A 24,612-nucleotide genomic window follows, 5' to 3' on the forward strand; every position below is an offset into this window, starting at 1 on the left:
CCCACCCTTTTCCCCCGAAAGCCCCATGCCCATGGCAAACCAAGCCCTGATGGCCAACGCGATTCGCGCGCTGGCCATGGATGCCGTCCAACAAGCGAACTCCGGACATCCGGGTGCACCGATGGGCATGGCCGACATGGCCGTCGCGCTCTGGGGCGATCACCTGCGCTACAACCCCGCGAACCCGCACTGGTTCGACCGCGACCGCTTCGTGCTCTCGAACGGCCACGCCTCGATGATGCTGTACGCCGTGCTGCACCTCACCGGCTACGACCTGCCGATCGGCGAGCTCAAGAACTTCCGCCAGCTGCACAGCAAGACCGCCGGCCACCCCGAAGTCGACGTGACCCCCGGCGTGGAAACCACCACCGGCCCGCTGGGCCAGGGCATCACCAACGCCGTGGGCTTCGCGCTGGCCGAAAAGCTGCTCGCCGCCGAGTTCAACCGCAAGAGCCACGACATCGTCGACCACCACACCTACGCCTTCCTGGGCGACGGTTGCATGATGGAAGGCATCAGCCATGAAGCCTGCGCACTGGCCGGCGCCTGGCACCTGAACAAGCTCATTGCCCTGTACGACGACAACGGCATCAGCATCGACGGCCAGGTCAAGCCCTGGTACATCGACAACGTGGCCGAACGCTTCCACGCCTATGGCTGGCACGTGATCGGCCCGATCGACGGCAACGACGCCGCCGAAGTGTCCAAGGCCATCGCCAAGGCCAAGCAGTCGACCGACAAGCCCACGCTCATCAACTGCAAGACCGTCATCGGCAAGGGCAGCCCGAACCGCGCCGGCACCGCCAAGGCGCACGGCGAGGCGCTGGGCGCCGAAGAAATCAAGCTCACGCGCGATGCCATCGACTGGCACTACGCGCCCTTCGAGATCCCGGCCGAGGTGTACGCCGACTGGGACCACAAGCAAGCCGGCGCCAACATCGAAGCCGAGTGGAACGCCAAGTTCGCCGCCTACGCCGTGGCGTTCCCCGAGCTGGCCGCCGAGTTCACGCGCCGCATGAAGGGCGAGCTGCCCAGGAACTTCCACCAGGTGGCGTTCGACACCGTGGTCGCCGCCCACACCAAGGCCGAGACCGTGGCCAGCCGCAAGGCCAGCCAGCTCGCGCTGGAAGCCTTCACCGCCGCGCTGCCCGAAATGCTCGGCGGCAGCGCCGACCTGACCGGCTCCAACCTCACCAACACCAAGAGCACTGCCGCCCTGCGCTTCGACGCGAAGACCGGCGCCGTGGTCATGAACGTGCCGGCGGTCGACGCCAAGCAAGGCGCCGAAGACGAAGCCAAGCCCGAAGCCCCGGTGGAAGTGCCGCACGGCACCATCGGCCGGCACATCAACTACGGCGTGCGCGAGTTCGGCATGGCGGCCATCATGAACGGCGTGGCGCTGCATGGCGGCTACATCCCCTACGGCGGCACCTTCCTCACGTTCAGCGACTACAGCCGCAACGCCATCCGCATGGCCGCGCTCATGAAGCACCGCGTGATCCACGTGTTCACGCACGACTCCATCGGCCTGGGCGAAGACGGCCCCACGCACCAGTCGATCGAACACGCCGCCTCGCTGCGCCTGATTCCCAACCTGGACGTCTGGCGTCCGGGCGACACGGCCGAAACCGCCGTGGCCTGGGCCGTGGCGCTGCAAAACCAGACGCGCCCGACCGCGCTGCTGCTGAGCCGCCAGAACATCGCCTACGCACCGAAGAGCGAACTCGGCGACATCAGCCGCGGCGCCTACGTGCTGTCCGAGCCGGAAACCGTGGGCCTCAAGAGCAAGAAGACGGCCGCCGTCATCATCGCCACCGGCTCCGAAGTGCAGCTCGCACTGGCCGCGCAGAAGCTGCTGGCCGAAAAGAAGATCGCCGTGCGCGTGGTGTCGATGCCCTCGACCACCACCTTCGACCGCCAGGACCTCGCCTACAAGAAGGCCGTGCTGCCGAAGAAGCTGCCGCGCATCGCCGTTGAAATGGGCTGCACGGGCGGCTGGTGGAAGTACGGCTGCGCCGCCGTCGTCGGCATCGACACGTACGGCGAGTCGGCGCCCGCGCCGGAACTGTTCAAGTACTTCGGATTCACGGCGGAGAACGTGGCCGCCACGGTGGAAGCGGCACTGCGCGACTGACCGTCGCGCAGCGTTTCTTCTTGCCGGTTCACAACAAGTTTTTCAACCTTAGGAGCAAGTCAGATGGCTATCAAACTCGGTATCAACGGCTTCGGCCGCATCGGTCGCAACGTGCTGCGCGCAGCGGTGCAGAACTTCAAGAACGACATCGAAATCGTTGCCATCAACGACTTGCTCGAGCCCGACTACCTGGCCTACATGCTCCAGTACGACTCGGTGCACGGCCGCTTCAAGGGTGAAGTCACGGTCGAAGGCAACACGCTGATCGTGAACGGCAAGAAGATCCGCCTGACGCAGGAGCGCGACCCGTCGCAGCTCAAGTGGGACGAAGTCGGCGCCGACATCGTGCTCGAATCGACCGGCCTGTTCCTCACCAAGGAAACGGCGCAGAAGCACATCGACGCGGGCGCCAAGAAGGTCATCCTGTCGGCACCGTCCAAGGACGACACCCCCATGTTCGTCTACGGCGTGAACGACAAGAAGTACGCCGGCGAAGCCATCATCAGCAACGCCAGCTGCACCACCAACTGCCTGGCCCCGCTGGCCAAGGTGCTGAACGACAAGTGGGGCATCAAGCGCGGCCTGATGACCACCGTGCACGCCACCACCGCCACGCAGAAGACCGTGGACGGCCCGAGCAACAAGGACTGGCGCGGCGGCCGCGGCATCCTGGAAAACATCATTCCGTCCAGCACCGGCGCGGCCAAGGCCGTGGGCGTGGTGATACCCGAGCTCAACAAGAAGCTCACGGGCATGAGCTTCCGTGTGCCGACCTCCGACGTGTCGGTGGTCGACCTCACGGTCGAGCTCGAGAAGGAAGCCACGTACAAGGAAATCTGCGCCGAAATGAAGGCACAGAGCGAAGGCGCGCTGAAGGGCGTGCTGGGCTACACGGAAGACAAGGTGGTGGCCACCGACTTCCGCGGCGACCCGCGCACCTCCATCTTCGACGCCGAAGCCGGCATCGCGCTGGACAGCACCTTCGTGAAGCTGGTGAGCTGGTACGACAACGAATGGGGCTACTCTAACAAGTGCCTCGAAATGGTGAAGGTCGTGTCGAAGTAAGACTTCGCGGCTTCAATGAAAAACGCGCCCGAGGGCGCGTTTTTTCATGGGTGGCCGCAAGGCGCGTCCGCGCTGCTTTTCGCCCAGGCTCAGACCGGCTCGAGCACGTGGATCAGCTTGCTCTCGACCAGCTCCTTGGTCTTCGCGCCGTGCTCCTTCATGTGCGGCGCCACGGCATGGGCCTGCAGATGGGCCAGCGTTTCCCACTTCTCGATCACGACGAAGGTCTCGGGCCCGAAGCTGGCCTTGGACGTGGGGACGCCTTGCGCATCGACCGCGGCGCCGTACTCGATGCAGCCCGCTTCGGCCAGCACGGCCGCGCGGTTGGCGGCAAAGGCCTCGAGCAATGCGGCGCGCTGGCCCGGCTTGGCGGTGATGACTGCGACGACGTGGATCATGTGAAAGGTCTCCAGGGTGTGTAGGAATTTCGACGCTCGAATCTAAGAGATTTCGCGCCGCCGCGCAGAGGGCGCGGGTCCGGTCCGCGACAACGTCGCAGGCTTGTCCCTATCATGGCGCGCATGTTCTTTCCGCTGCCCCGCACGGCCACCGCGCCTTTCTGCCCGTCCGAAGTGAAGGGCAGCGTCGCCGTCCCGCAAGACCTGCCGTTCATCAAGAAGCTGATGCGCTACGCGGGCCCCGGCCTGCTGGTGTCGGTCGGCTACATGGACCCTGGCAACTGGGCCACCGACATCGAGGCCGGTTCACGCTTCGGCTACGGCCTCTTGTTCGTGGTGCTGCTCGCGAGCCTGGCGGCGATGCTGCTGCAGACGCTGTGCGTGCGCCTGGGGCTCGTGGCGCAGAAGGACCTGGCGCGCGCCTGCCGCGAGCACTATTCGCCGCGCGTCAATCGGCTGCTGTGGCTGGGCGCCGAACTGGCCATCGTGGCCTGCGACCTGGCCGAGGTGCTGGGCAGCGCGCTGGCGCTGCACCTGCTGTTCGGCGTGTCGATTCCGGTGGGCATCGCCATCACGGCCTTCGACACGCTGCTGGTGCTGGGCCTGCAGGGCGCGGGCTTCCGGCGCGTGGAGGCCATCGTGCTCGGGCTCGTGGGCACCATCGCGGGCTGCTTCATCGTCGAGCTGGCGATGGCGCCGCCCAACTGGTTCGGCGTGGCGATGGGCTTCGCGCCCAGCCTGGAGCGGCTGCACCAGCCGGGCGCGCTGTACCTGGCCATCGGCATCGTGGGCGCCACTGTGATGCCGCACAACCTGTACCTGCATTCGTCCATCGTGCAGACCCGGCTCGTGGCCGACACCGACGCGGCGCGCCGCGAGGCGGTGCGCTTCTGCACGCTCGACGCGGTCGTGTCGCTGTCGCTCGCGCTGCTGGTCAACGCGGCGATCATGGTGCTGGCGGCCAGCGCCTTCCACGCCACGGGCCACCGCGAAGTGGCCGAGATCGACGACGCCTACCGGCTGCTCGAACCCATCGTGGGCAGCGCGTTCGCGGCCACGCTGTTCGGCATTGCGCTGCTGGCCTCGGGCCAGAGCTCGACCTTCACCGGCACCATCGCGGGCCAGATCATCATGGAAGGCTTTCTCGACATGAAGATCCCGTGCTGGCAGCGCCGGCTGATCACGCGCCTGCTGGCGCTGGGCCCGGCCTTCCTCGGCGTGTGGTGGTTCGGCGACGGCGGCGTGGGCAAGATGCTGGTGCTCAGCCAGGTGGTGCTGAGCTTCCAGCTGCCGTTCGCGATGTGGCCGCTGATTCGCTTCACGAGCCGGCGCGACATGATGGGCAGCTTCGCCAACGGGTCGGTGGTCAAGCTGCTGGCCTGGGGCCTGTTCGGCGTGATCGGCGCGGCCAACGTGTGGCTGGTGGGCTCGGTGCTCAGCGGCGGCTGAGCGCCGGTTCGGCGTCGTCCTTGCCCAGCGCCGCGGCCATGAAATCGACGAAGGCCCGCACGCGCGCCGAGAGCTGGTGGCGCTGCGGGTACACCGCGTGGATGTCGGCGTCGGGCGTGCGGCAGTGGGCCAGCACCTGCACCAGCCGGCCGCTGCGCAGGTAGCGCGCGATGTCCCATTCGGCGCGCATCAGGATGCCGTGGCCGTCCAGCGCCCAGTTGACCGCGATCTCCCCGTCGTTGGTGCTCAGCGCGCCCCGCGTCTTCACCGCCTCGGTGCGCTGCGCCGTGCCGCGCCCCGTGCTCAGGCGCCACACGCCGTAGGCCTCGTCGCCCTGTCGGATGCCGATGCAGCGGTGGTGCGTGAGGTCGTTCGGCACCTTGGGCGTGCCGGCGCGCGCCAGGTAGGCGGGCGAGGCGCACAGCAGGCGCCGGTTCGACGCGATGCGCCGCGCGATCACGCGCGCCTCGGGCGGCGCGCCGAAGCGGATGCAGACGTCGAAGGCGTCGTCGGACAGCGGCGGCGGGTTGACCGAGAGCTGCAGCTGCACCTCCACCTGCGGATGCTTGCGCACGAACTTCGAGATGAGCGGCGCCACATGGCTGCGCCCGAAGCCCAGCGTGGCGTTCACGCGCAGCAGGCCCTGTGCCTCGCCATTGGCGCCGCCGAGCTGCTGTGCCATGTCGTCGATCTCGCCGAGGATGCGCCGCGCGCTGGCCACGTAGAGCTCGCCTTCGGGCGTGAGGCTCATGCGCCGCGTGGTGCGGTTCACCAGCGTGACGCCCAGGCGCGCTTCCATCAGCGCGAGCCGCTTGCTCACCGCCGGCGTGCTGATGCCGAGCTCGCGCGCCGCGGCGCTCAGGCTGCCGCAGGCCGCGAGCGTGGCGAAGAAGCCGAGGTCGGCGGGCTGGACGGGGGATGTCATGGCCACCTCACTGTTGAATTGAAGTTAAGGATGGATTCACTTTCGGCATGAATCGTTCGGCGCATCGAATCCTACAGTGGGCTCTTTCGACAGAGCACACATTCACAAGGACATCGATGAGCAGCTACAGCATTGCCACCATTCCCGGCGACGGCATCGGCAAGGAAGTGATCCCCGCGGGTCGCGAGGTGATGGAGGCGCTGGCCGCGGCTTCCGGCGGCGCGCTGCAGTTCAGCTTCGAGGACTTCGGCTGGGGCGGCGACTGGTACCGCGCGCACGGCGAGATGATGCCGGCCGACGGCCTGGACGCGCTGCGCGAGAAAGACGCCATTCTTTTCGGCTCCGCAGGCGACCCGCACATTCCCGACCACATCACGCTGTGGGGACTGCGCCTGAAGATCTGCCAGGGCTTCGACCAGTACGCCAACGTGCGGCCCACGCGCATCCTGCCGGGCATCGACGGCCCGCTCAAGCGCTGCGCGCCGGGCCAGCTCGACTGGGTGATCGTGCGCGAGAACTCCGAGGGCGAGTATTCGGGCGTCGGCGGCCGCGTGCACCAGGGCCACCCCATCGAAGCCGCCACAGACGTGAGCATGATGACCCGCGCGGGCGTCGAACGCATCATGCGTTTCGCCTTCACCCTGGCCCGCTCGCGGCCGCGCAAGCTGCTCACGGTGGTGACCAAGAGCAACGCGCAGCGCCACGCGATGGTGATGTGGGACGAGATCGCGCTGCAGGTCTCCAGGGAGTTCCCCGACGTCGCCTGGGACAAGGAGCTGGTCGACGCCTGCACCGCGCGCATGGTCAACCGACCGGCCACGCTGGACACCATCGTCGCCACCAACCTGCATGCCGACATCCTCAGCGACCTGGCGGCGGCGCTGGCGGGCAGCCTGGGCATTGCGCCCACCGGCAACATCGACCCCGAGCGCCGCTACCCCTCGATGTTCGAGCCCATCCACGGCTCGGCCTTCGACATCATGGGCAAGGGGCTGGCCAACCCCGTCGGCACCTTCTGGTCGGTGGTGATGCTGCTGGAGCACCTGGGCGAGGCCGAGGCCGCGCGCCGCGTGATGGCGGCGGTGGAGCACGTCACGGCCAACCCGTCGCTGCACACGCGCGACCTGGGCGGCAGCGCGACCACGGCGCAGGTGACGCGCGCGGTGTGCGACCACATCGCCGGCGTGCCGCAGCGCATGGCCGCCTGACGGCCTGGTGCCTGGATGGACTGATCGATTTCAAGCGACCCCGACGGTATTCGCGCGCCTCGATGCGCGCACCACGACAACAAGCCGGAGACAAACACCATGACCGCTTTTTTCGACGCGCGCCGCCGGCGCACCGTGCTTCGCGCCACCGCCCTGGGGCTCGGGCTCGGCCTGGGCCTGGGTGCAACCGCGCTGTCCTTCGCGCAGCAGCCCGCCGGCTGGCCCGCGCGGCCCATCAGCCTCGTCGTGCCCTTCCCCGCGGGCGGCACCACCGACGTGCTGGCGCGTGCGCTGGCCGACAAGCTCTCGCAGTCGCTGGGCCAGCCCGTGGTGGTCGAGAGCCGGCCCGGTGCCGGCGCCACGCTCGGGGCCGACTACGTGGCCAAGGCCAAGCCCGACGGCTACACGCTGCTGATGGGCGCGGTGCACCACACCATCGCCACCAGCGTCTACAAGAAGCTGCCCTACGACTTCCAGAAAGACCTGGCGCCCGTCACCGTGGTGGCCATGGTGCCCAACGTGCTGGTCGTCAATGCGGCCCAGACGCCCGCGAAGAACGTGGCCGAACTGGTGGCGCTGGCCAAGGCCGCGCCCGAGAAGCTGGCCTACGGCTCCAACGGCAACGGCACGGCGCAGCACCTGATTGGCACGCAGTTCCAGGCCAGCACCGGCACCACGCTGCTGCACGTGCCCTACAAGGGCAGCGGCCCGCTCACCACCGACCTGCTGGGCGGGCAGGTGGCGATGTCCTTCGACACCATCACGCCGGTGCTGCAGCACATCAAGAGCGGCAAGCTGCGCGCGCTGGCCGTGACCACGGCACGCCGCTCGTCGGTGCTGCCCGACGTGCCCACGCTGGAAGAAGCGGGGCTCAAGGGTTTCGACATCGGCACCTGGTTCGGCGTGCTCGCGCCGGCGGCCACGCCCAAGGACGTGCTGGCGCGGCTGAACACCGAGATGGTGAAGATCATCCACTCGCCCGACTTCGCGCAGCGCATGCAGGCCATCGGCGCCGAGCCGCTGGGTGGCACGCAGGACGAGATGGCGAAGCAGATCCGCGAGGAGACGGCCAAGTTCGCGAAACTGGTGAAGGAAGGCGGCGTGGCGATCGACTAGCGCGCGCCGGCGCGCCGTCGGTTACCGGTGCGCACACCTTGGCGCAGTCGGCAACACGCCGAGCCCATAGGATGGCGTTTTCCTGAACTCCCGCCATGCCGCCATGTTCATCGTCACCCTCACCTACGTCCGCCCGCTCGAGGAACTCGACGCGCTGATGGACGCGCATGTCACCTGGCTCAAGAAGCACTATGCGAGCGGCCTGTTCGTGGCCTCCGGGCGACAGGTGCCGCGCAAGGGGGGTGTGATCCTGGCGCGCTCGGGTGACCGGGAGGCGCTCGACGCGGTGCTGGCGCGCGACCCGTTCGTGCAGAACGGTGTGGCGCGCACGGAGGTGCTCGAGTTCATCCCGAGCATGACCGCGCTGGGCGCCGAGGTGCTGAAGACCCTCTGACGCCCCCGGCCCGCACGGCGCGGTCAGGCCGCAGGCACTTCCTCGCGCCCGCCCGGGTGCTTCGCGAAGCGCGCCGTCTCGCGGCCATGAACCGGTGCCGAATTGTCGAAGGGCCAGCCGCCGAACTGCGTGCGCCGGTAGTCGGCCATGGTCTGGCTGATCTCGGCCTGCGTGTTCATCACGAAGGGGCCGTACTGCACCACCGGCTCGGCGATCGGGCGGCCCTGCAGCACCAGGAACTCGCTCGCCTCGTCGGGGCCGTTGACCAGCTCGACGGCCATGTCCGCGCGCAGCTCGATGGCCACCGGGCCCTGCACGCGCTCGCCGCCCACGTGCGCCGTCGCGCCCTTGAAGAAGTACAGCATGCGCCGCGTGCCCTCGCCCGTGGCGGCGGGCAGCGTCCATTGCGCGCCGGGCGTCATCTTGATCGTCCAGATGGCCACGTCGGCGTCGGCCTGCGCGGCCCACGAATCGGGCGGCGGCGCCAGCGGCTGGATCGGCGCCTGGCCGTTCAGGGCGTCGCCGAGCTTGCCCGCGATCACCGCGACGTCGGTGCGCCCGCCCTTGGCGTCGTCGGACGCGAAACGCGGAATGTCGTCGGACCACAGCATCGTGAAATGCGGCTCGGCCATCTTGCTGCGCGCCGGCAGGTTGAGCCAGATCTGGAACAGCTCCAGCGGGTTCGGTGCACCGGCGTCGAGCAGCGGGAACATCTCGGAATGCACGATGCCCTTGCCGGCCGTGAGCCACTGCACGTCGCCGCCGCCGAAGCGCGCGGTGGCGCCCAGCGAGTCGGAGTGGTCGACCAGGCCCTTGCGCACGATGGTCACCGTCTCGAAGCCGCGGTGCGGGTGCGAGGGAAAGCCCGGCACCGTGTCGCCGTGGTACATGCTCCAGCCGTCCTTGCGGCTGAAGTCCTGGCCGATCTGGCGCCCGGCGAGCGAGGCTTCGGGGCCCATGCGGCTGTTGCCCTGTGGGTAGGCGTCATCGTGGTACACGCAGAACAGGAACGGGTCGATCGTCTGCCACGGGAACCCGAGGGGCGCGACCTGCAGGACGGGGCTCGCGCGCTTGTTGTTGTCTTCGGACATGTCGTTATTCCTTTCCATGGGGGGCATGGCCGATGGTGCCTTGCCGATGGCTGGAATATCGGGGCGCAAGCGCCTTCCGGTAGGTGCCTTGCCTGCAACAGTGAAGAGCGCGTATGGAACGATGGGCATCGTTCTTTGCCTCGGGGTGCGGCGGCGCATTGCGCTGTTACTGCTTGGGCATCTCTGCGTTCGGGTCCATGTACATCAGCTCCCACAGGTGGCCGTCGATGTCCTGGAAGCCGTGGCCGTACATGAAGCCGTAGTCCTGCGGCTCGCGCGGCGTGGTGCCGCCGGCCGCCACCGCCTTGGCCACGAGGTCGTCGACCTCGGCGCGGCTCTCGCACGACAGGCACAGCAGCACCTCGGTGGTCTTGCCGGTGTCGGCGATGGCCTTGGCCGTGAAGGTCTTGAAGAAGTCTTCCACCAGCAGCATGACGTGGATGCTGTCCTTCTGCACCACCATGCACGCGGCGTTGGCGTCGGTGAACTGCGGGTTGAAGGTGTAGCCCAGGGCGGCGAAGAAAGCCTTGGTCTTGTCGAGGTTCTTGACGGGGAGATTCACGAAGATCTGCTTGGTGGCCATGGTGTCGTCCTGTGTCGATGAGGATGAATGGAGGATTTCCGGTGTTTTGTGTACGCCGTCCACAAAAGATATCAAAGAAAATGGACGGCGTCCACATGAATTTCGGTGCGGGGGTTTTGCGCTGCTGGCGGATGCGGCGCGCGCATCATCGGCGGCTATGGAAATCGAGTTCAAGTTCTGCATTCCCCCCGGCCGCCTGAAGGCCGTCGAAGCCGCGCTGAAGCGCGGCGCCGTCGTGCGCACCCGCCTGCAGGCCCGCTACTTCGACACCGCCGACCTCCGGCTGGCCGCCCATGGCATGGTGCTGCGGCTGCGCAAGGAAGGCCCGCGCTGGGTCCAGACCGTGAAGGCCACGGGCGACAACGCGCTGCACCGGCTGGAGCACAACGTCGACCTGGGCACGGCGGGCAAGGCGCCGCAAATCGATCCGCAGCGCCACCAGGGCACGCCCGTGGGCGAACGGCTCGCCAAACTGCTGGCGGAGGGGGGAGATGCTGCATTGGTCGAACGGCAATCGACCGACATCGTGCGGCTCACGCGCGACGTGCGCGTGACGGGGCCCGGTGGCGCGGTGGTCGAGATGGCGCTGGACGTAGGCAAGGTCGTCGCGCACGCGGGCACGCCCGAACAGCGCCAATCGCCGGTGTGCGAGCTGGAGCTGGAACTCAAGAGCGGCGACGTGCGCGGCCTGGTGTCGCTCGCGCGGCGCTGGTCGCAGCAGCATGGGCTGTGGTTCGGCACCGTGTCGAAGGCCGAGCGCGGCGCGCGCCTGCTGGCCGCGCAAGACCGCGTGGAAGCGGTGAAGGCGCAGCCGCCGCGCTTCGCCGCGCAGCACCCCGACGGCCGGGCGATTCAGCAGGCCGTGGTCGCGTCCTGCCTGGCGCAGATGCTGCCGAATGCCAGCGAGATTGCGGCGGGCGATACCGACCCCGCGGACGAAGAGCAGATTCACCAGCTGCGCATCGGCATCCGGCGGCTGCGCACGGCGCTGCGCGAATTGGCGCCGCTCGATGCGGACCCAGGGCTGTTCGAGGCCGCCGCGTGGGAGCTGCCGCTGGTCGACGCCTTCCGCGCGCTCGGCGAATTGCGCGACCGCGAACAGGTCGTGAAGCTCGCGCAGCCCCTGTTGCGCGAAGCGGGCGGGCCGGCCTTCGACCCGATGGCGGGCGATGCGGCGTCCAGTGCGTCGTCTGCGGGCGATGTGGTGCGTGCTGCGGCGTTCCAGAACGTGCTGGTTTCGCTGATCGGCTTCACCGCATTGGCGCCGGCGGAATCCGCCGCGGCCAGTGCCGACGACGCCCGCCGCCTGTTGCGCAAGCGCCTGCAGAAGCTGCACAAGCAGGCGGTGCGCGACGGCGAGCGCTTCGAGTCACTGGCAACCGAAAGCCAGCACCGCGTGCGCAAGCGGCTCAAGCGCCTGCGCTACCTGGCGGAGTTCGTGGCGCCGCTGTTCGAGGGCGAAGACAAGGAGGCCGCGGAGCGCTACCTGAAGGCGCTGCGGCCCGCGCAGGACGCGCTGGGGGAGTTCAACGACGAGGCGGTGGCGCTGGCGCTGTACCGCGAGGCTACGGAACGCGATGCGCGCGCTTGGTTTGCGGTGGGTTGGTTCACTGCGCGGCATGCGGGCGGCGCGAAGGCCTGCCGCAAGACGCTGGGAAAGATCGGGGACGCGCCGAGGTTCTGGAAGAAGAACTGAGCGGCCGCCGGTCCCGGCGACCCGGCCGCTTCAGTCGTCAGTGATGGTGCCCGTGCGCCCCGTGCACATGCTTGTGCTCGATCTCCACCGGCAGCGCCGCACGCACATCCGTCACCTGCAGGCTGAACTTCAGCGCCTTGCCGGCCCACGGGTGGTTGCCGTCGAGCAGCACGACCGGGCCCTTGATCTTCATCACGGTGAAGACATGCTCGGTGCCGTCGTCCAGGCGGCCTTGCAGCTGTCCGCCGATCTTCACGCCGGGCGGAAATTCGGCCTTGGGAATGCTGCGCACCAGCGCCTCGTCGCGCTGGCCGAAGGCGTCTTCGGGCGACAGGTTCACCACGGTCTGGTAGCCCTTCTCCTTGCCGTCGAGCGCTTCCTCGATCTTGGGCAGCGTGTTCTCGTAGCCGCCATGCAGGTAGGCCATCGGCTCGGGGCTCGCCTCGATGAGCTTGCCCTGGGCGTCGGAGACTTTGTACTTGATGGTGACGACGGTGTCTTTTTCGATTTTCATGGGGTGGCATTTTCAGTGGAAACGAAAGAGCGCTGGTGACTAGGCTTTCCCGGGCAGCGGCGGCGCCTGCAGCAGGTCCAGCTGGCCCAGCTTGCTCACCACCATCTCGATGAACGCCGACACCGCCAGCGGCAGGTGCTTGCGGCTCGGGTACACCACGCTCAGCCCCCGCCCCGTGTACGCGTACTGCGGCAGCACGCGCACGAGCAGCCCTTCCTGCTCGTCGCGCGTCGCCATCGACGGCGGCAGCTGCGCGATGCCCATGCCGGCCAGCGCGGCCTTGCGCAGCGCCTGCGCCGTGTTGCCGGTGAAGCGCCCGGCGACCTGCACTTCTTCTTCCACCCCGTCGGGGCCCATGAGCCGCCATGTGGTGTGGCCGGCCGGATGCGGCGGCGTCACGCAGTCGTGGTCTGCCAGCGCCTGCAAAGTCGCGGGCGCGCCGCGCCGCGCGAGGTAGGCGGGACTGGCCAGCAGGCCGCCGCTGCGTGTGGCCAGCCGACGGCCGATGTAGCCGGAATCGCGCAGCACGCCGCCGCGGAACGCCACGTCGATCTGCTCGGCAATCAGGTCGGCGGCGGCGTCGCTGAGTACGAAGTCGAGCCTGACCAGGGGGTGTTCGGCCAGGAAGTCCGCCACCCATTCCATCGGGAAGAAATCGAAGAAATCCGCCGGGGCCGCGACCCGGACCAGCCCGCTGGGCGCCTGCCCGCCCGCCACCAGTTCCTGCCCCGCCGCCACCAGCCCGTCGACCGCCCCCGCGCAGCGCTCATGAAATGCCTGCCCCGCGCTGGTCAGCGTCAGCTTGCGCGTGGAGCGCTGCATCAGCCGCGTGCCCAGCTGCGCCTCGAGCTGCTGGACGCGCCGGCTCACCGTGTTGGGCGGCAGGCCGAGCCGGCGGGCCGCCTCGGCAAAGCTGCCGTGGCGCACCACCTGCACGAACATGGCGATGTCGTTGAGGTCGAACATGGCGGGTTGATTCCTTCGAATTCTGGATGAGTGCAATCCGACTCTACCGTCTAGTCGATCAATGGGTGCGTGCCTAAGCTTCGGTGCATGGCCGACCCGGCCGCCATGCCAACCCATCAGGAGCCCCCCATGACCCAGGCACAACCCCGCATCGGCATCGTCATCGCCTCGACCCGCGAAGGCCGCTTCGGCGACAAGCCCGCCCGCTGGATCCACGAGATCGCGAAGCAGCGCACCGACCTGGCCTTCGAACTCGTCGACCTGCGCGACCATCCGCTGCCCTTCTTCGACGAGGCCGGCGCCCCCGCGTGGGGTCCGGTGAAGAACGAGGCGGCGCAGCGCTGGCAGGCGAAGCTGGTCACCTTCGACGGCCTGGTCGTCGTCACGCCCGAATACAACCACGGCCCGAGCGCAGTGCTGAAGAACGCGATCGACTGGGCCTACAAGGAGTTCATCCGCAAGCCGATCGGCTTCGTGGGCTACGGCGGCGTGGGCGCGGCCCGGGCCGTCGAGCAGCTGCGGCTCGTTGCCGTCGAGATGCAGATGGCACCGGTGCGCCATGCGGTGCACATCGGCATGGTGGAGTTCATGGGCATCTGGCGGCAGGGCAAGTCGTTCGACGACTTCCCTCACCTCGCACAGGCTGCCACCGCCATGCTCGACGACATGGCCTGGTGGACCCGCGCGCTGAAGACCGCAAGGGAGGCCGCATGAGCACCGACGCAGTCACGCAGGCCCGCGCCATCGTCTACCGCACGCGCGGCGCGAAGCACGGCGGCATCACGCGGCTGGTGAGCCCGGGCGACCTGGGCGAATTCCTCAAGCCCTTCGTGTTCCTCGACCTCTTCGGCTTCGACACCACCGGCGGCCACAAGGGCTTCGGCCTGCATCCGCACTCGGGCATCGCCACGCTCACCTACCTGATCGAAGGCGACACGCTCTACGAAGACACGACCGGCGAGAAAGGCAGGCTGCTGGGCGGCGGCGTGGAGTGGATGCGCGCCGGCAACGGCGTGTGGCACACCGGCGGCCCCGCGCCGGGCGTGACGCGCGTGCGCGGCTTCCAGCTGTGGGTGGCGCTGCCGGCCTCGGAAGAGAACGCGCCCGCGCAAAGCCTCTACCTCGCGCCCTCGCAGGTGCCGCAGGAAGGCCCGGCGCGCGTGCTGCTCGGGCGTTACGGCGCGGCGCGCAGCGCAATAGCGGCGCCCGCGTCGATGAACTACCTGGCCGTGCAGCTGAAAGACGGCGAGCACTGGCGCTACGTGCCGCCGGCCGGGCACACGGTGGGCTGGGTCGCGGTCAACGAAGGCGCGCTCGAAACCGGCGATGGCCGGGGCGGCCCCATCGGCGGCGGCGAACTCGCGGTGTTCGAAGCGTCGCAGGACGCGATCGACTTCACCGCCCGTGGCGACACGGCCTTCGTGCTGGGCTCGGCGGTGAAGCATCCGCACGAACTGGTGATGGGGCACTACTCGGTGCACACGAGCCGCTCCACGCTCGAGCAGGGCGAGGCCGAGATCCGGCGCATCGGCGCGCAACTGCGCCAGGAAGGGCGCCTGCCCTAGCACTTCATCGGTGCGCCCGGGCGCACGAACGACCCACGCCAGCCACGCCGACGGCGCGCACTTTCCGGTGCGCGCCGTCGGCGTTTTGGCGTTTTTTCCCTCGTACGACGTCGTTCTGTTGGGGCTTGCGCCCAATACCCAAGGGCTTACCCCATGACGTGGGCCCGCATATTGCTTAAGACTGTCGCGGGTCAACTGTCGACAGCTTACAAGTTGACCCCATGAACCCGAACAAGGCGCCGGCGACCCCCGCCGGGCCTGACAAAGGAACGCGATATGCAATGGCAGGCAGTGGACCGCAAGGCCCGACCCCTTTCCGCCTCCGGCACCGATGCCGAGCGCCAGGTCCGCGAAGACCTGGCCGCGGCCTACCGGTTGGTGGCGCACTACGGCATGGACGACAGCATCTACACGCACATCTCCGCGCGTGTGCCTGGAACCGACGACCAGTTCCTGATCAACCCCTTCGGGATGCTGTTCCGCGACATCACTGCGTCGTCGCTGGTCAAGATCGACCTCGAAGGCCGCATCCTCGACGACTCGCCCTACGACGTGAACCCGGCCGGCTTCACCATCCACAGCGCCGTGCACGCGGCGCGCCACGACGCGGCCTGCGTGCTGCACACGCACACGGTGGCGGGCGTGGCGGTGTCGTCGCTGGCCTGCGGGCTGCAGCCCTGCAACCAGTGGGCGCTGCAGTTCTACCAGCGCGTGGTCTATCACGACTTCGAGGGCATCGCGCTCGACCCCGAGGAGCGCGAGCGCCTGGTGGCCGACCTGGGCCCGACGGCGCGCGCGCTCATCCTGCGCAACCACGGCCTGGTCACGCTGGGCCGCACCGTGTCGGAAGCCTTCATCCTGATGCTCAACCTGGAGCGCGCCTGCCGCGTGCAGGTGGCGATCCAGTCGAGCGGCCTGCCGGTGTACCCGGTACCGGCCGAGGTCTGCGAGAAGACCGCGCAGCAGTACGAAGCCGGTGGCGGCAGCGATCTGCCCGGCCACTCCGACCCGAACGCGCGCGAATGGCGCGCGATGCTGCAGCGCATTGCGCCTGCGCCGGCCACGTCGTTCCGCGACTGACCTGCTTTTCCCCGTTTCTTTCTTCCGTCCCCGTCCACCACCTCGAAAGAGCCAGAAGGAGTTCGCCCTCATGAAACGTCGCAACCTCATCCAGATGGGTGCCGCTGCCACTGCCGGCCTGACGCTCGCGGGCGTTCCCCTGCATCTTTTGGCCGCGGGCAGGAAAGGCGGCGTGATCAACGCCGTCGTCCAGCCCGAGCCGCCGGGGCTGATGCTGGGCATCACGCAGAACGGCCCCACGCAGATGATCTCCGGCAACATCTACGAAGGCCTGCTGCGCTACGACGAGAAGATCAACCCGCTGCCCTCGCTGGCCACCGCGTGGACCGTCAACAAGGAAGGCACGCTCTACACCTTCAAGCTCAAGCCCGGCGTCACCTGGCATGACGGCAAGCCCTTCACCTCGGCCGACGTGGTGTTCTCGGCCGACGTGTTCCTGCGCAAGACCCATGCGCGCCTGCGCGCCAACCTGGCCGCGGTGGAAAGCATTCGGGCCGTCGACCCGCTCACGGTCGAGTTCAAGCTCAAGTACCCCTTCGGCCCGTTCATCGGCATCTTCGAGGTCGGCAGCATGCCGATGGTGCCCAAGCACATCTACGACGGCACCGACTTCGCCACCAACCCCGCCAACGCCACGCCCATCGGCACCGGGCCGTTCAAGTTCAAGGAGTGGGTCAAGGGCTCGTACATCCAGCTCGTGGCCAATGACAAGTACCACGTGAAGGACGTGCCGCTGGTCGACAGCGTCTACTTCCACATCATTCCCGACGCGGCCTCGCGCGCCGCAGCCTTCGAATCGGGCAAGGTCGACCTGGTGCCCGGGGGCGCGGTCGAATACTTCGACGTGCAGCGCCTGGCCAAGCTGCCCGGCGTGGCCGTGACCACCAAGGGCTGGGAGTTCTTCGCACCGCATTCGTGGCTGTGGCTGAACAACCGCAAGGCGCCGATGGACAACGTCAAGTTCCGCCAGGCCGTCATGTTCGCCATCGACCGCGAGGCCATGGCCAGGATCGCGTGGCAGGGCTTTGCCAAGCCCGCCACCGGCCCGTTCAACAGCAACATCAAGTTCCACAGCACCGACGTCGCCAAGTACCCGCGCAACGTCGAGACCGCCAAGAAGCTGCTCGCCGAATCGGGCTACAAGGGCGAGACCCTGAGGCTGCTGCCGCTGCCCTACGGCGAGACCTGGTCGCGCCAGGCCGAGATCCTGAAGCAGAACCTGGCGCAGGCCGGCATCAAGGTGGAGATGACCGCCACCGACGTGGCCGGCTGGAACCAGCGCCTGAACGACTGGGACTACGACCTTGCCTTCACCTACGTCTATCAATACGGCGACCCGGCCCTGGGCGTGGCGCGCAACTACACCACCGCCAACATCGCCAAGGGCTCGCCTTTCAACAACGTCGAGGGCTATTCGAATCCGAAGATCGACGAGCTGTTCGACGCGGGTGCGCGCGAGACCGACCCCGACAAGCGCAAGGCCATCTACCTGCAGGCGCAGAAGATCCTGCTCGACGAGGTGCCCGTGGCCTGGCTGCTGGAGCTCAACTTCCCCACGCTCTACCGCACCAAGCTCGGCAACATCATCAGCTCGGGCATCGGCCTGAACGACAGCCTCGGTACGGCGACGGTCGCATGACGACACGCCCGCACCCGCAACGAAGGAGCCGCCGATGAAACGCACGCAGTTCATGCTCACCCGCGTGCTGCAGGGCCTGGTGGCGATCCTGCTGATCGCCACGGTCAACTTCATGCTGGTGCGCGCCGCACCGGGCGACCCGGTGTCGGTGCTGGCCGGCGAGGCCGGCGCGTCCGACCCGCAGTTCGTCGCGCAGCTGCGCGCGCAGTTCGGGCTCGACCAGCCGCTGTCCACGCAGCTGGCCACCTACGTGGGCAAGGTGGTGCGGCTCGACCTGGGCTATTCGTACCGCCAGCAGCAGCCGGTGCTGAAACTCATCATGGATCGGCTGCCGGCCACGCTGCTGCTCACGGGCACCGCGTTTGCGCTCTCGCTGCTGTTCGGCATCACGCTGGGCGCGTTGTCGGCGCGGCGCGCGGGCACCTGGGTGGACAGCGGCATCACCGTGGTGGCGCTGCTGTTCTACGCCACGCCGCTCTACTGGCTCGCGCTGATGGCGGTGCTGGTGTTCACGGTGCAGCTCGACTGGCTGCCGGGCTTCGGCCTGTCGACCGTGGGCTCCGGCGCCACCGGCCTTGCGCTGGCGCTCGACGTGGCCAAGCACCTGGTGCTGCCGGCGCTCACGCTCGCACTGTTCTACATGGCCGTGTACGCACGCATGACGCGCGCCGCGATGCTCGAAGTGGCGCAGATGGACTTCGTGAAGACCGCGCGCGCCAAGGGCGTGCGGCCCGGGCGCATCCTGCGCGCGCACGTGCTGCGCAACGCGCTGCTGCCGGTGGTCACGCTCGCAGGCATCCAGGCCGGCGGAATGATCGGCGGCGCCGTGCTCACCGAGACCGTGTTCGCCTGGCCCGGCATCGGCCGCCTCATGTTCGACGCGCTGCTGCAGCGCGACTACAGCCTGCTGCTCGGCGCTTTCCTCGTGACGGCCGCGATGGCGGTGCTCTTCAACCTCATCACCGACCTCGTCTACACGCTGGTCGACCCACGGATCGAACTGACATGACGTTGAACAGTCCTTTCTGGCGGCGCTTCCGCCGCAACAAGGGTGCGGTGGCCGGCATGGTCGTGCTGCTGATCGTGGCCGCCGTTGCCCTGCTCGGCCCCTGGCTCGCCACCAACGACCCCTGGGCCATGGTCGACCAGCCCTTCGTGCGGCCGGGCGCCCAGCCCGGCTTCCTGCTGGGCACCGACACCCTGGGGCGCGACATTCTGTCGGGCCTGGTCTACGGCGCGCGCGTGTCGCTGCTGATCGGCGTGGTGTCCACGCTGGTGGCGCTGCTGATCGGCGTCACGCTCGGCGCCGTGGCCGGCTACTTCGGCGGCTGGATCGACTCCGCGCTGATGCGCTTCACCGAGCTGTTCCAGGCCGTGCCCAGCTTCGCGCTGGCCATCGTGCTGGTGGCGATCTTCGAGCCCTCGATCAAGTCGATCGTGGTGGCCATTGCGATCGTCTCGTGGCCGCCGGTGGCGCGGCTGGTGCGCAGCGAATTCCTCACGCTGCGCCAGCGCGACTTCGTGCAGGCCGCGCTGCTCGCGGGGCAATCGACGCCGCGCATCATCCTCACGCAGATACTGCCCAACGCCATGTCGCCCATCATCGTGATGGCCTCGCTGATGGTGGCCACGGCCATCCTGCTCGAAAGCAGCCTGAGCTTCCTGGGCCTGGGCGACCCGAACCAGATGAGCTGGGGCTACATGGTGGGCGCGGCGCGCACCGTGCTGCGCCAGGCCTGGTGGATGGCGCTGTTCCCCGGCCTGGCCATCGTGCTGACGGTGCTGGCGCTCAACCTCGTGGGCGAGGGCCTGAACGACGGCCTCAACACGCGGCTCGACGGGAGGGGCAAATGAACGCCACCGTCATGGCCATGAAGCCGACGCACCCGGTGCTCGACATCGCCGAGCTGAGCATCTCGCTGCCTGCGGGCGCCGACCGCGCGCTGGCCGTCGAAGGCGCCACCTTCTCGGTGATGCCGGGCCAGACGCTGTGCGTGGTCGGCGAGTCGGGCTCGGGCAAGTCGATGATCGCCAATGCCGTCATGGGCCTCTTGCCGCGCCCGCACGTGGCGCCCGTGGCGGGCCGCATCCTGTTCGACGGCCACGACCTGCTGCAGCTCACCGAGCCGCAGATGCGCGAGCTGCGCGGGCGGCGCATCGGCATGGTCTTCCAGGAACCGATGACCGCGCTCAACCCGGTGATGCGCATCGGCGAGCAGATCGGCGAAGTGTTCGATGCCCACGGCCACGTGCCCGCGGCGGAGAAGCGCCGCCGCATCCTCGCCGCATTGGCCGACGTGGGCCTGCCCGAACCCGAGCTGCTGATCGACAGCTACCCCTTCCGTCTTTCGGGCGGCCAGCGCCAGCGCGTGATGATCGCCTGCGCGCTGGTGCTGGAGCCCGTGCTCCTGATCGCCGACGAGCCCACCACCGCGCTGGACGTCACCACGCAGGCGCAGATCCTGAAGCTCATCCGCGAGCTGCAGCAGCGCCGCGGCACGGCCGTGCTCTTCATCACGCACGACTTCGGCGTGGTCTCCGAAATCGCCGACCACGTGGTGGTCATGCAGACCGGGCACGTGGTCGAGTCCGGGCCCGCCGCGCAGGTGCTCGGCGCACCGCAGCATCCCTACACGCGCAAGCTCATCGCCGCCATTCCCGACGGCCAGGCGCAGACCGTGCCGCACGACGACGTCACGCGCGTGCTGCAGGTGCAGGACCTGTGCAAGACCTACCGTTCGAGCGGCGGCCTGTTCAAGCGCGGGCGTGCGGTGCAGGCGGCCAAGGACATCAACTTCGAGCTGCACCGCGGTGAAACGCTGGGGCTCGTGGGCGAGTCGGGCTCGGGCAAGTCGAGCGTGGGGCGCTGCCTGGTGGGCCTGGCGCCCTTCGACAGCGGCCGCATCATCTTCAAGGGCCGCACGCTCGCGCAAGGCCAGAACTTCCGGCGCGGCGCGGCGGGCAAGATCCAGATGGTGTTCCAGGACCCGTATGCCTCGCTCAATCCGCGCCACCGCGTGGGCGCGGCCATTGCGGGCGGCCCCATCGCGCAGGGCGTGGGCAAGGCCGAAGCCATGGCGCGCGCGATGGAACTGCTCAAGCTCGTGGGCCTGGGTGCCGATGCGGCGCAGCGCTATCCGCACGAGTTCTCCGGCGGCCAGCGCCAGCGCATCGGCATTGCCCGCGCGCTGGCGATGCAACCCGAGCTGCTGGTGGCCGACGAACCCGGGTCCGCCCTCGACGTGTCGGTGCAGGCGCAGGTGCTGGAGCTCTTTGCGCAGGTGCGCGAGCAGTTCCAGCTCGCGATGGTGTTCATCACGCACGACCTGCGCGTGGCCGGCCAGATGTGCGACCGCATCGCGGTGATGCAGCGCGGCGAAGTGGTGGAGTACGGCGACACGCACAAGGTGCTCAACGACCCGCAGCACGCGTACACGCGCAAGCTGATCGACGCGGTGCCGCGTCTGGCGGGGCGCTCCGACGCCGTGGCGAGGGTGGCCTGATGCCGTGCGTCGCGCTCCTGAGCGATGTGCTCGACATGCACTACCTTGCGCCCGCATTCCGCGCGCACTGCCCCGACATCGACCTGCGCCTGGGCACCGATCTCGGCCCGCTCGAGCAGATCGATGCGGCCGTCTGCTGGTATCCGCCGCACGGCCTGCTGGCGCAATTGCCGCAGCTGCAACTGGTGCAGTCGCTGGCCGCGGGCGTCGACCACATCACGGCCGACCCGCAGCTGCCGCGTGCATTGCCGCTGTGCCGCATCGTCGATCCCGAGATGGCCACCGGCATGAAGGCCTATGTATGCTGGGCCGTGATCCACCACCAGCGCCGGATGCCGGCCTACCTGGCGAGCGCGGCCGTTGGCGCATGGCGAGAGCAGACGATGAGCCCGCCCGGGCGCCATCGCGTCGGCATCGCGGGGCTGGGCACCCTGGGGCTGGCCTGTGCAGAGGCACTGGCCGCCATCGGCTACGCGGTGCGCGGCTGGAGCCGCAGCGCGAAGGCCGATCTGCCGGCGGGTGTCGTGGGCTTTCATGGCGATGCGCAGCTCGGTGAATTTCTCTCGGGCTGCGACACGCTGGTGTGCCTGTTGCCGCTCACGCCGCAGACGCAGGGCTTTCTGAATGCCGGGCTGTTCGCACGGCTGCCGCGCGGCGCGCACCTGATCAACGTCGGGCGCGGCGCGCACCTGGTCGAGGCCGACCTGCTGCGCGCGCTCGACAGCGGCGCGCTGTCCGCCGCCACGCTCGACGCCTTCACGCAGGAGCCGCTGCCGCCGGACCACCCCTTCTGGGGCCACCCGCGCATCTTGGTCACGCCGCACATCGCCACGCGCACCGACGTCTCGGTGATCGCGCAGCAGACACTGCACAACCTCGCGCTGCTGCGGCGCGGCGAGCGGCCGGACACGGCCGTCGACCTCGAACGGGGCTACTGAGCCGCGAGGTTCTCCTTCCAAGAAACGGACCGATCCATGAACGCATCCCTCCCCGCTTCCGTCCTGCAATCGGCGCACGCCGAGCGCGCGGCCCATGACATCGCGGCGCACCTGCACCCCTTCACCAACCTCGCGACGCATCCGCAGGTGGACCCGCTCGTGATCCAGCGCGGTGACGGCATCTTCGTGGAAGACGACCAGGGCCGCCGCTACCTGGAGGCCATGTCGGGCCTGTGGTGCGTCTCGCTGGGCTTCAGCAATGCGCGCCTGGCGCAGGCCGGCAGCGAAGCGCTGCACACGCTGCCCTGCTATCACACCTTCAACCACCGCTCCAACGCCGCCGCCATCGCGCTGGCCGAAAAGCTGGTCGCGATGGCCCCGGTCCCGATGTCCAAGGTGTTCTTCGCCAACTCGGGTTCGGAGGCCAACGACACGGCCGTCAAGCTGGTCTGGTACTACCACAATGCCATCGGCAAGCCCGACAAGAAGAAGATCATTGCGCGCCGCAATGCGTACCACGGCGTCACCGTGGCGGCGGCCAGCCTGAGCGGCCTGGTCACCAACCACCGCGACTTCGACCTGCCCATCGACCGCATCCTGCACGTCGACTGCCCGCACCACTACCGCTACGCCGAGCCCGGCGAAACCGAAGAAGCCTTCGCCACGCGGCTGGCCGATGCGCTGGAGCAGCGCATCCTGGCCGAAGGGCCCGACACCGTGGGCGCCTTCATCGCCGAGCCGATCATGGGCGCCGGCGGCGTGCTGGTGCCGCCCGCCACCTACTTCGAGAAGGTGCAGGCCGTGCTGCGCAAGTACGAGGTGCTGCTGATCGCCGACGAGGTGATCTGCGGCTTCTGCCGCACCGGCGAGATGTTCGGCTCCACCACCTTCGGCCTGCGGCCCGACATCCTCACGGCCGCCAAGGCGCTGTCGTCGGGCTACGTGCCGATCTCGGCCGTGCTGGTGTCCGAGCAGGTGCATGCGGCCGTGGCCGCCAACAGCGGAAAGATCGGCACCTTCGGCCATGGCTTCACCTACTCGGGCCATCCGGTGACGGCCGCGGTGGCGCTGGAAACGCTGCGCATCTACGAAGACGAAGAAGTGCTCGCGCACGTGCAGGCGCTGGCGCCCAAGTTCCAGGCCGGCCTGCGACGCTACGCCGGCCATCCGCACGTGGGCGAGGTGCGCGGCGTGGGCCTGATCGGCGCGATCGAACTCGCGGCCGACCCGGCCAAGCGCACACCCTTCGATCCGGCAATGAAGGCCGGCGCACGCCTGGCCGAACTCGCGCTGGCCGAAGGGCTCATCGTGCGCGCCATGGGCGACGCCGTGGCCTTCTGCCCGCCGCTCATCATCACGGCCGCCGAGGTCGACGAGATGTTCGAGCGCTTCGACCGGGCCATGGTCCGCTTCGAGGCCTCGCTGGCGTGAACACGGCAAGCGCCGCCATAGGACTGCGCCCGCCGGGCTCCCGGAGCACCGGCATCGCGCTGTTCTTCTGCGCGTTGATGGCCTTCGCGAGCTACGACGCCTTCTGCAAGTACATGCTGCAGTTCTACCCGGCGCCGTTCGTCAACCTGATGCGCTACCTGTCGGTGATCTGCATCGCCTTTGCCATGCTGCTGCGCCATGGCGACCTGCGCATCTGGCGCGCGCCGCAGAAGAAGTTGCTGCTGCTGCGCGGCACCATGCTCGCGACGGTGGCCACCTGCTTCATGACGGCGCTCCTGTGGATGCCGCTGGCCGAGGCCACCGCCATCTACTTCACCGCGCCGCTGCTCATGGTGGCGCTGTCGCCCTGGCTGGTCGGCGAATCGGTGCGGCGCAGCCAGTGGGCGGCGGTGATCGTGGGCTTTGCCGGCATGCTGCTGATCGTGCGGCCCGGCGGCAACCTGCCGTGGCTGGGCACGGTGCTGATGGCGGTGTCGGCCGTTTGCTACGCCATCTTCCAGCTGCTCACGCGGCGCCTCGCGGGGCAGGTCGCGAGCCCGGTGCAGTACGCGTACACGGCGGTGGTGTGCCTCGTGGCCACGGCCTTGCCCGCGCCCTTCTTCCTGCCGGCCGAGCGGCCCGCCGTCGGTGCCGTGCTGCTGATGCTCGCGGGCGGCGCCTGCAGCGGCCTGGCGCAATGGCTGCTGCTGGCCGCCTTCGAGCGCGTGGAGGCCGCCACGCTGGCGCCGCTCAACTATTTTCAGCTGCTGCTGGCCGTGGCCTTCAGCACCTTCTGGTTCCACCGGCCGCCCGATGGGTTGGCGATGGCGGGCATTGCATTGATCGTGGCGGCAGGCATCTACCTGGCGCGGCGGCCGGTGAAAAAATAGCCCCCCGCTTCCCTCACACAACGAGAC

At 68.6% G+C, this 24,612-nt stretch carries 23 protein-coding genes; 17 read left to right on the forward strand and 6 right to left on the reverse strand.

The annotated features are described in order from the left end of the window. Positions 1 to 31 precede the first annotated feature (31 nt). On the forward strand, positions 32 to 2,134 hold the full coding sequence (locus tag ACSFBM_RS24345) for a transketolase family protein (protein WP_435486676.1): 2,103 nt from the start codon (positions 32 to 34) through the stop codon (positions 2,132 to 2,134). Positions 2,135 to 2,197: 63 nt separating this feature from the next. Continuing rightward, complete coding sequence (gene gap / locus ACSFBM_RS24350; RefSeq protein WP_435486677.1) at positions 2,198 to 3,199, forward strand: type I glyceraldehyde-3-phosphate dehydrogenase; 1,002 nt, start codon at positions 2,198 to 2,200, stop codon at positions 3,197 to 3,199. 89 nt (positions 3,200 to 3,288) lie between these two features. On the opposite strand, the gene ACSFBM_RS24355 is transcribed toward gap, so the two are convergent. Beyond that, the gene (locus ACSFBM_RS24355) at positions 3,289 to 3,597 is read right to left on the reverse strand and encodes a putative quinol monooxygenase (RefSeq protein ID WP_435486678.1); all 309 of its coding nucleotides are present in this window, start codon (positions 3,595 to 3,597) and stop codon (positions 3,289 to 3,291) included. Positions 3,598 to 3,720: 123 nt separating this feature from the next. On the opposite strand from ACSFBM_RS24355, the gene ACSFBM_RS24360 reads away from it, so the two are divergent. After that, on the forward strand, positions 3,721 to 5,046 hold the full coding sequence (locus tag ACSFBM_RS24360; protein WP_435486789.1) for an Nramp family divalent metal transporter: 1,326 nt from the start codon (positions 3,721 to 3,723) through the stop codon (positions 5,044 to 5,046). On the opposite strand, the gene ACSFBM_RS24365 is transcribed toward ACSFBM_RS24360, so the two are convergent. Continuing rightward, complete coding sequence (locus ACSFBM_RS24365; protein WP_435486679.1) at positions 5,033 to 5,971, reverse strand: LysR family transcriptional regulator; 939 nt, start codon at positions 5,969 to 5,971, stop codon at positions 5,033 to 5,035. The two genes, ACSFBM_RS24360 and ACSFBM_RS24365, sit on opposite strands and share 14 nt — an antisense overlap. A 116-nt stretch (positions 5,972 to 6,087) precedes the next feature. Here ACSFBM_RS24365 and ACSFBM_RS24370 point away from each other — a divergent pair, with 116 nt between their 5' ends. The 3 genes from ACSFBM_RS24370 to ACSFBM_RS24380 all read left to right on the forward strand — a co-directional run bounded on the left by ACSFBM_RS24370 (position 6,088) and on the right by ACSFBM_RS24380 (position 8,689). Beyond that, positions 6,088 to 7,179: a tartrate dehydrogenase gene (locus ACSFBM_RS24370; RefSeq protein WP_435486680.1), complete on the forward strand. Its 1,092-nt coding sequence runs from the start codon at positions 6,088 to 6,090 to the stop codon at positions 7,177 to 7,179. A gap of 99 nt (positions 7,180 to 7,278) precedes the next feature. Continuing rightward, a complete protein-coding gene (locus ACSFBM_RS24375; RefSeq protein ID WP_435486681.1) occupies positions 7,279 to 8,295 on the forward strand; it encodes a tripartite tricarboxylate transporter substrate binding protein in 1,017 nt (338 codons plus the stop codon). A gap of 103 nt (positions 8,296 to 8,398) precedes the next feature. Next, positions 8,399 to 8,689, forward strand: a complete 291-nt coding sequence (locus tag ACSFBM_RS24380) for a YciI family protein (RefSeq protein WP_435486682.1) — start codon at positions 8,399 to 8,401, stop codon at positions 8,687 to 8,689. A 23-nt stretch (positions 8,690 to 8,712) separates the two neighbouring features. On the opposite strand, the gene ACSFBM_RS24385 is transcribed toward ACSFBM_RS24380, so the two are convergent. Together ACSFBM_RS24385 and ACSFBM_RS24390 are read right to left on the reverse strand one after the other, a co-directional pair. Further along, a complete protein-coding gene (locus ACSFBM_RS24385) occupies positions 8,713 to 9,780 on the reverse strand; it encodes a pirin family protein (RefSeq protein WP_435486683.1) in 1,068 nt (355 codons plus the stop codon). 166 nt (positions 9,781 to 9,946) lie between these two features. Next, positions 9,947 to 10,363, reverse strand: coding sequence for a VOC family protein (locus ACSFBM_RS24390; protein ID WP_435486684.1), 417 nt, complete (start codon positions 10,361 to 10,363; stop codon positions 9,947 to 9,949). Between the two features lie 157 nt (positions 10,364 to 10,520). On the opposite strand from ACSFBM_RS24390, the gene ACSFBM_RS24395 reads away from it, so the two are divergent. Then, entirely contained in the window at positions 10,521 to 12,059 is a 1,539-nt protein-coding gene (locus ACSFBM_RS24395; RefSeq protein WP_435486685.1) for a CYTH and CHAD domain-containing protein, read from the forward strand. 37 nt (positions 12,060 to 12,096) lie between these two features. Here ACSFBM_RS24395 and ACSFBM_RS24400 read toward each other — a convergent pair whose 3' ends face one another. Both ACSFBM_RS24400 and ACSFBM_RS24405 read right to left on the reverse strand, forming a co-directional pair. Next, entirely contained in the window at positions 12,097 to 12,573 is a 477-nt protein-coding gene (locus ACSFBM_RS24400) for an FKBP-type peptidyl-prolyl cis-trans isomerase (RefSeq protein ID WP_116911885.1), read from the reverse strand. 39 nt (positions 12,574 to 12,612) lie between these two features. Then, positions 12,613 to 13,539, reverse strand: coding sequence for a LysR family transcriptional regulator (locus ACSFBM_RS24405; protein ID WP_435486686.1), 927 nt, complete (start codon positions 13,537 to 13,539; stop codon positions 12,613 to 12,615). 129 nt (positions 13,540 to 13,668) lie between these two features. On the opposite strand from ACSFBM_RS24405, the gene ACSFBM_RS24410 reads away from it, so the two are divergent. The 10 genes from ACSFBM_RS24410 (at position 13,669) to ACSFBM_RS24455 (ending at position 24,585) form a co-directional block, all read left to right on the forward strand. Next, complete coding sequence (locus ACSFBM_RS24410; protein ID WP_435486687.1) at positions 13,669 to 14,253, forward strand: NADPH-dependent FMN reductase; 585 nt, start codon at positions 13,669 to 13,671, stop codon at positions 14,251 to 14,253. Beyond that, positions 14,250 to 15,104: a pirin family protein gene (locus ACSFBM_RS24415; RefSeq protein WP_435486688.1), complete on the forward strand. Its 855-nt coding sequence runs from the start codon at positions 14,250 to 14,252 to the stop codon at positions 15,102 to 15,104. The genes ACSFBM_RS24410 and ACSFBM_RS24415 overlap by 4 nt, the downstream gene beginning before the upstream one ends. 276 nt (positions 15,105 to 15,380) lie before the next feature. After that, positions 15,381 to 16,184 (forward strand): class II aldolase/adducin family protein, encoded by an 804-nt coding sequence (locus tag ACSFBM_RS24420; protein WP_435486689.1) that lies wholly within the window; start codon positions 15,381 to 15,383, stop codon positions 16,182 to 16,184. A 70-nt stretch (positions 16,185 to 16,254) separates the two neighbouring features. After that, complete coding sequence (locus tag ACSFBM_RS24425) at positions 16,255 to 17,823, forward strand: ABC transporter substrate-binding protein (protein WP_435486690.1); 1,569 nt, start codon at positions 16,255 to 16,257, stop codon at positions 17,821 to 17,823. A gap of 34 nt (positions 17,824 to 17,857) precedes the next feature. After that, positions 17,858 to 18,832, forward strand: coding sequence for an ABC transporter permease (locus ACSFBM_RS24430; protein WP_435486691.1), 975 nt, complete (start codon positions 17,858 to 17,860; stop codon positions 18,830 to 18,832). After that, the gene (locus tag ACSFBM_RS24435; RefSeq protein ID WP_435486692.1) at positions 18,829 to 19,677 is read left to right on the forward strand and encodes an ABC transporter permease; all 849 of its coding nucleotides are present in this window, start codon (positions 18,829 to 18,831) and stop codon (positions 19,675 to 19,677) included. The genes ACSFBM_RS24430 and ACSFBM_RS24435 overlap by 4 nt, the downstream gene beginning before the upstream one ends. Then, positions 19,674 to 21,326: an ABC transporter ATP-binding protein gene (locus ACSFBM_RS24440; protein ID WP_435486693.1), complete on the forward strand. Its 1,653-nt coding sequence runs from the start codon at positions 19,674 to 19,676 to the stop codon at positions 21,324 to 21,326. Before ACSFBM_RS24435 ends, ACSFBM_RS24440 begins: the two co-directional genes overlap by 4 nt. Next, positions 21,326 to 22,264, forward strand: a complete 939-nt coding sequence (locus tag ACSFBM_RS24445; protein WP_435486694.1) for a 2-hydroxyacid dehydrogenase — start codon at positions 21,326 to 21,328, stop codon at positions 22,262 to 22,264. Before ACSFBM_RS24440 ends, ACSFBM_RS24445 begins: the two co-directional genes overlap by 1 nt. A 36-nt stretch (positions 22,265 to 22,300) precedes the next feature. Next, positions 22,301 to 23,695: an aspartate aminotransferase family protein gene (locus tag ACSFBM_RS24450; RefSeq protein WP_435486695.1), complete on the forward strand. Its 1,395-nt coding sequence runs from the start codon at positions 22,301 to 22,303 to the stop codon at positions 23,693 to 23,695. Next, positions 23,692 to 24,585, forward strand: coding sequence for a DMT family transporter (locus ACSFBM_RS24455; RefSeq protein ID WP_435486696.1), 894 nt, complete (start codon positions 23,692 to 23,694; stop codon positions 24,583 to 24,585). Before ACSFBM_RS24450 ends, ACSFBM_RS24455 begins: the two co-directional genes overlap by 4 nt. Positions 24,586 to 24,612: the final 27 nt, after the last annotated feature.

It is taken from the genome of Variovorax pasteuri (genome assembly GCF_051216435.1).
Classification (GTDB): domain Bacteria; phylum Pseudomonadota; class Gammaproteobacteria; order Burkholderiales; family Burkholderiaceae_C; genus Variovorax.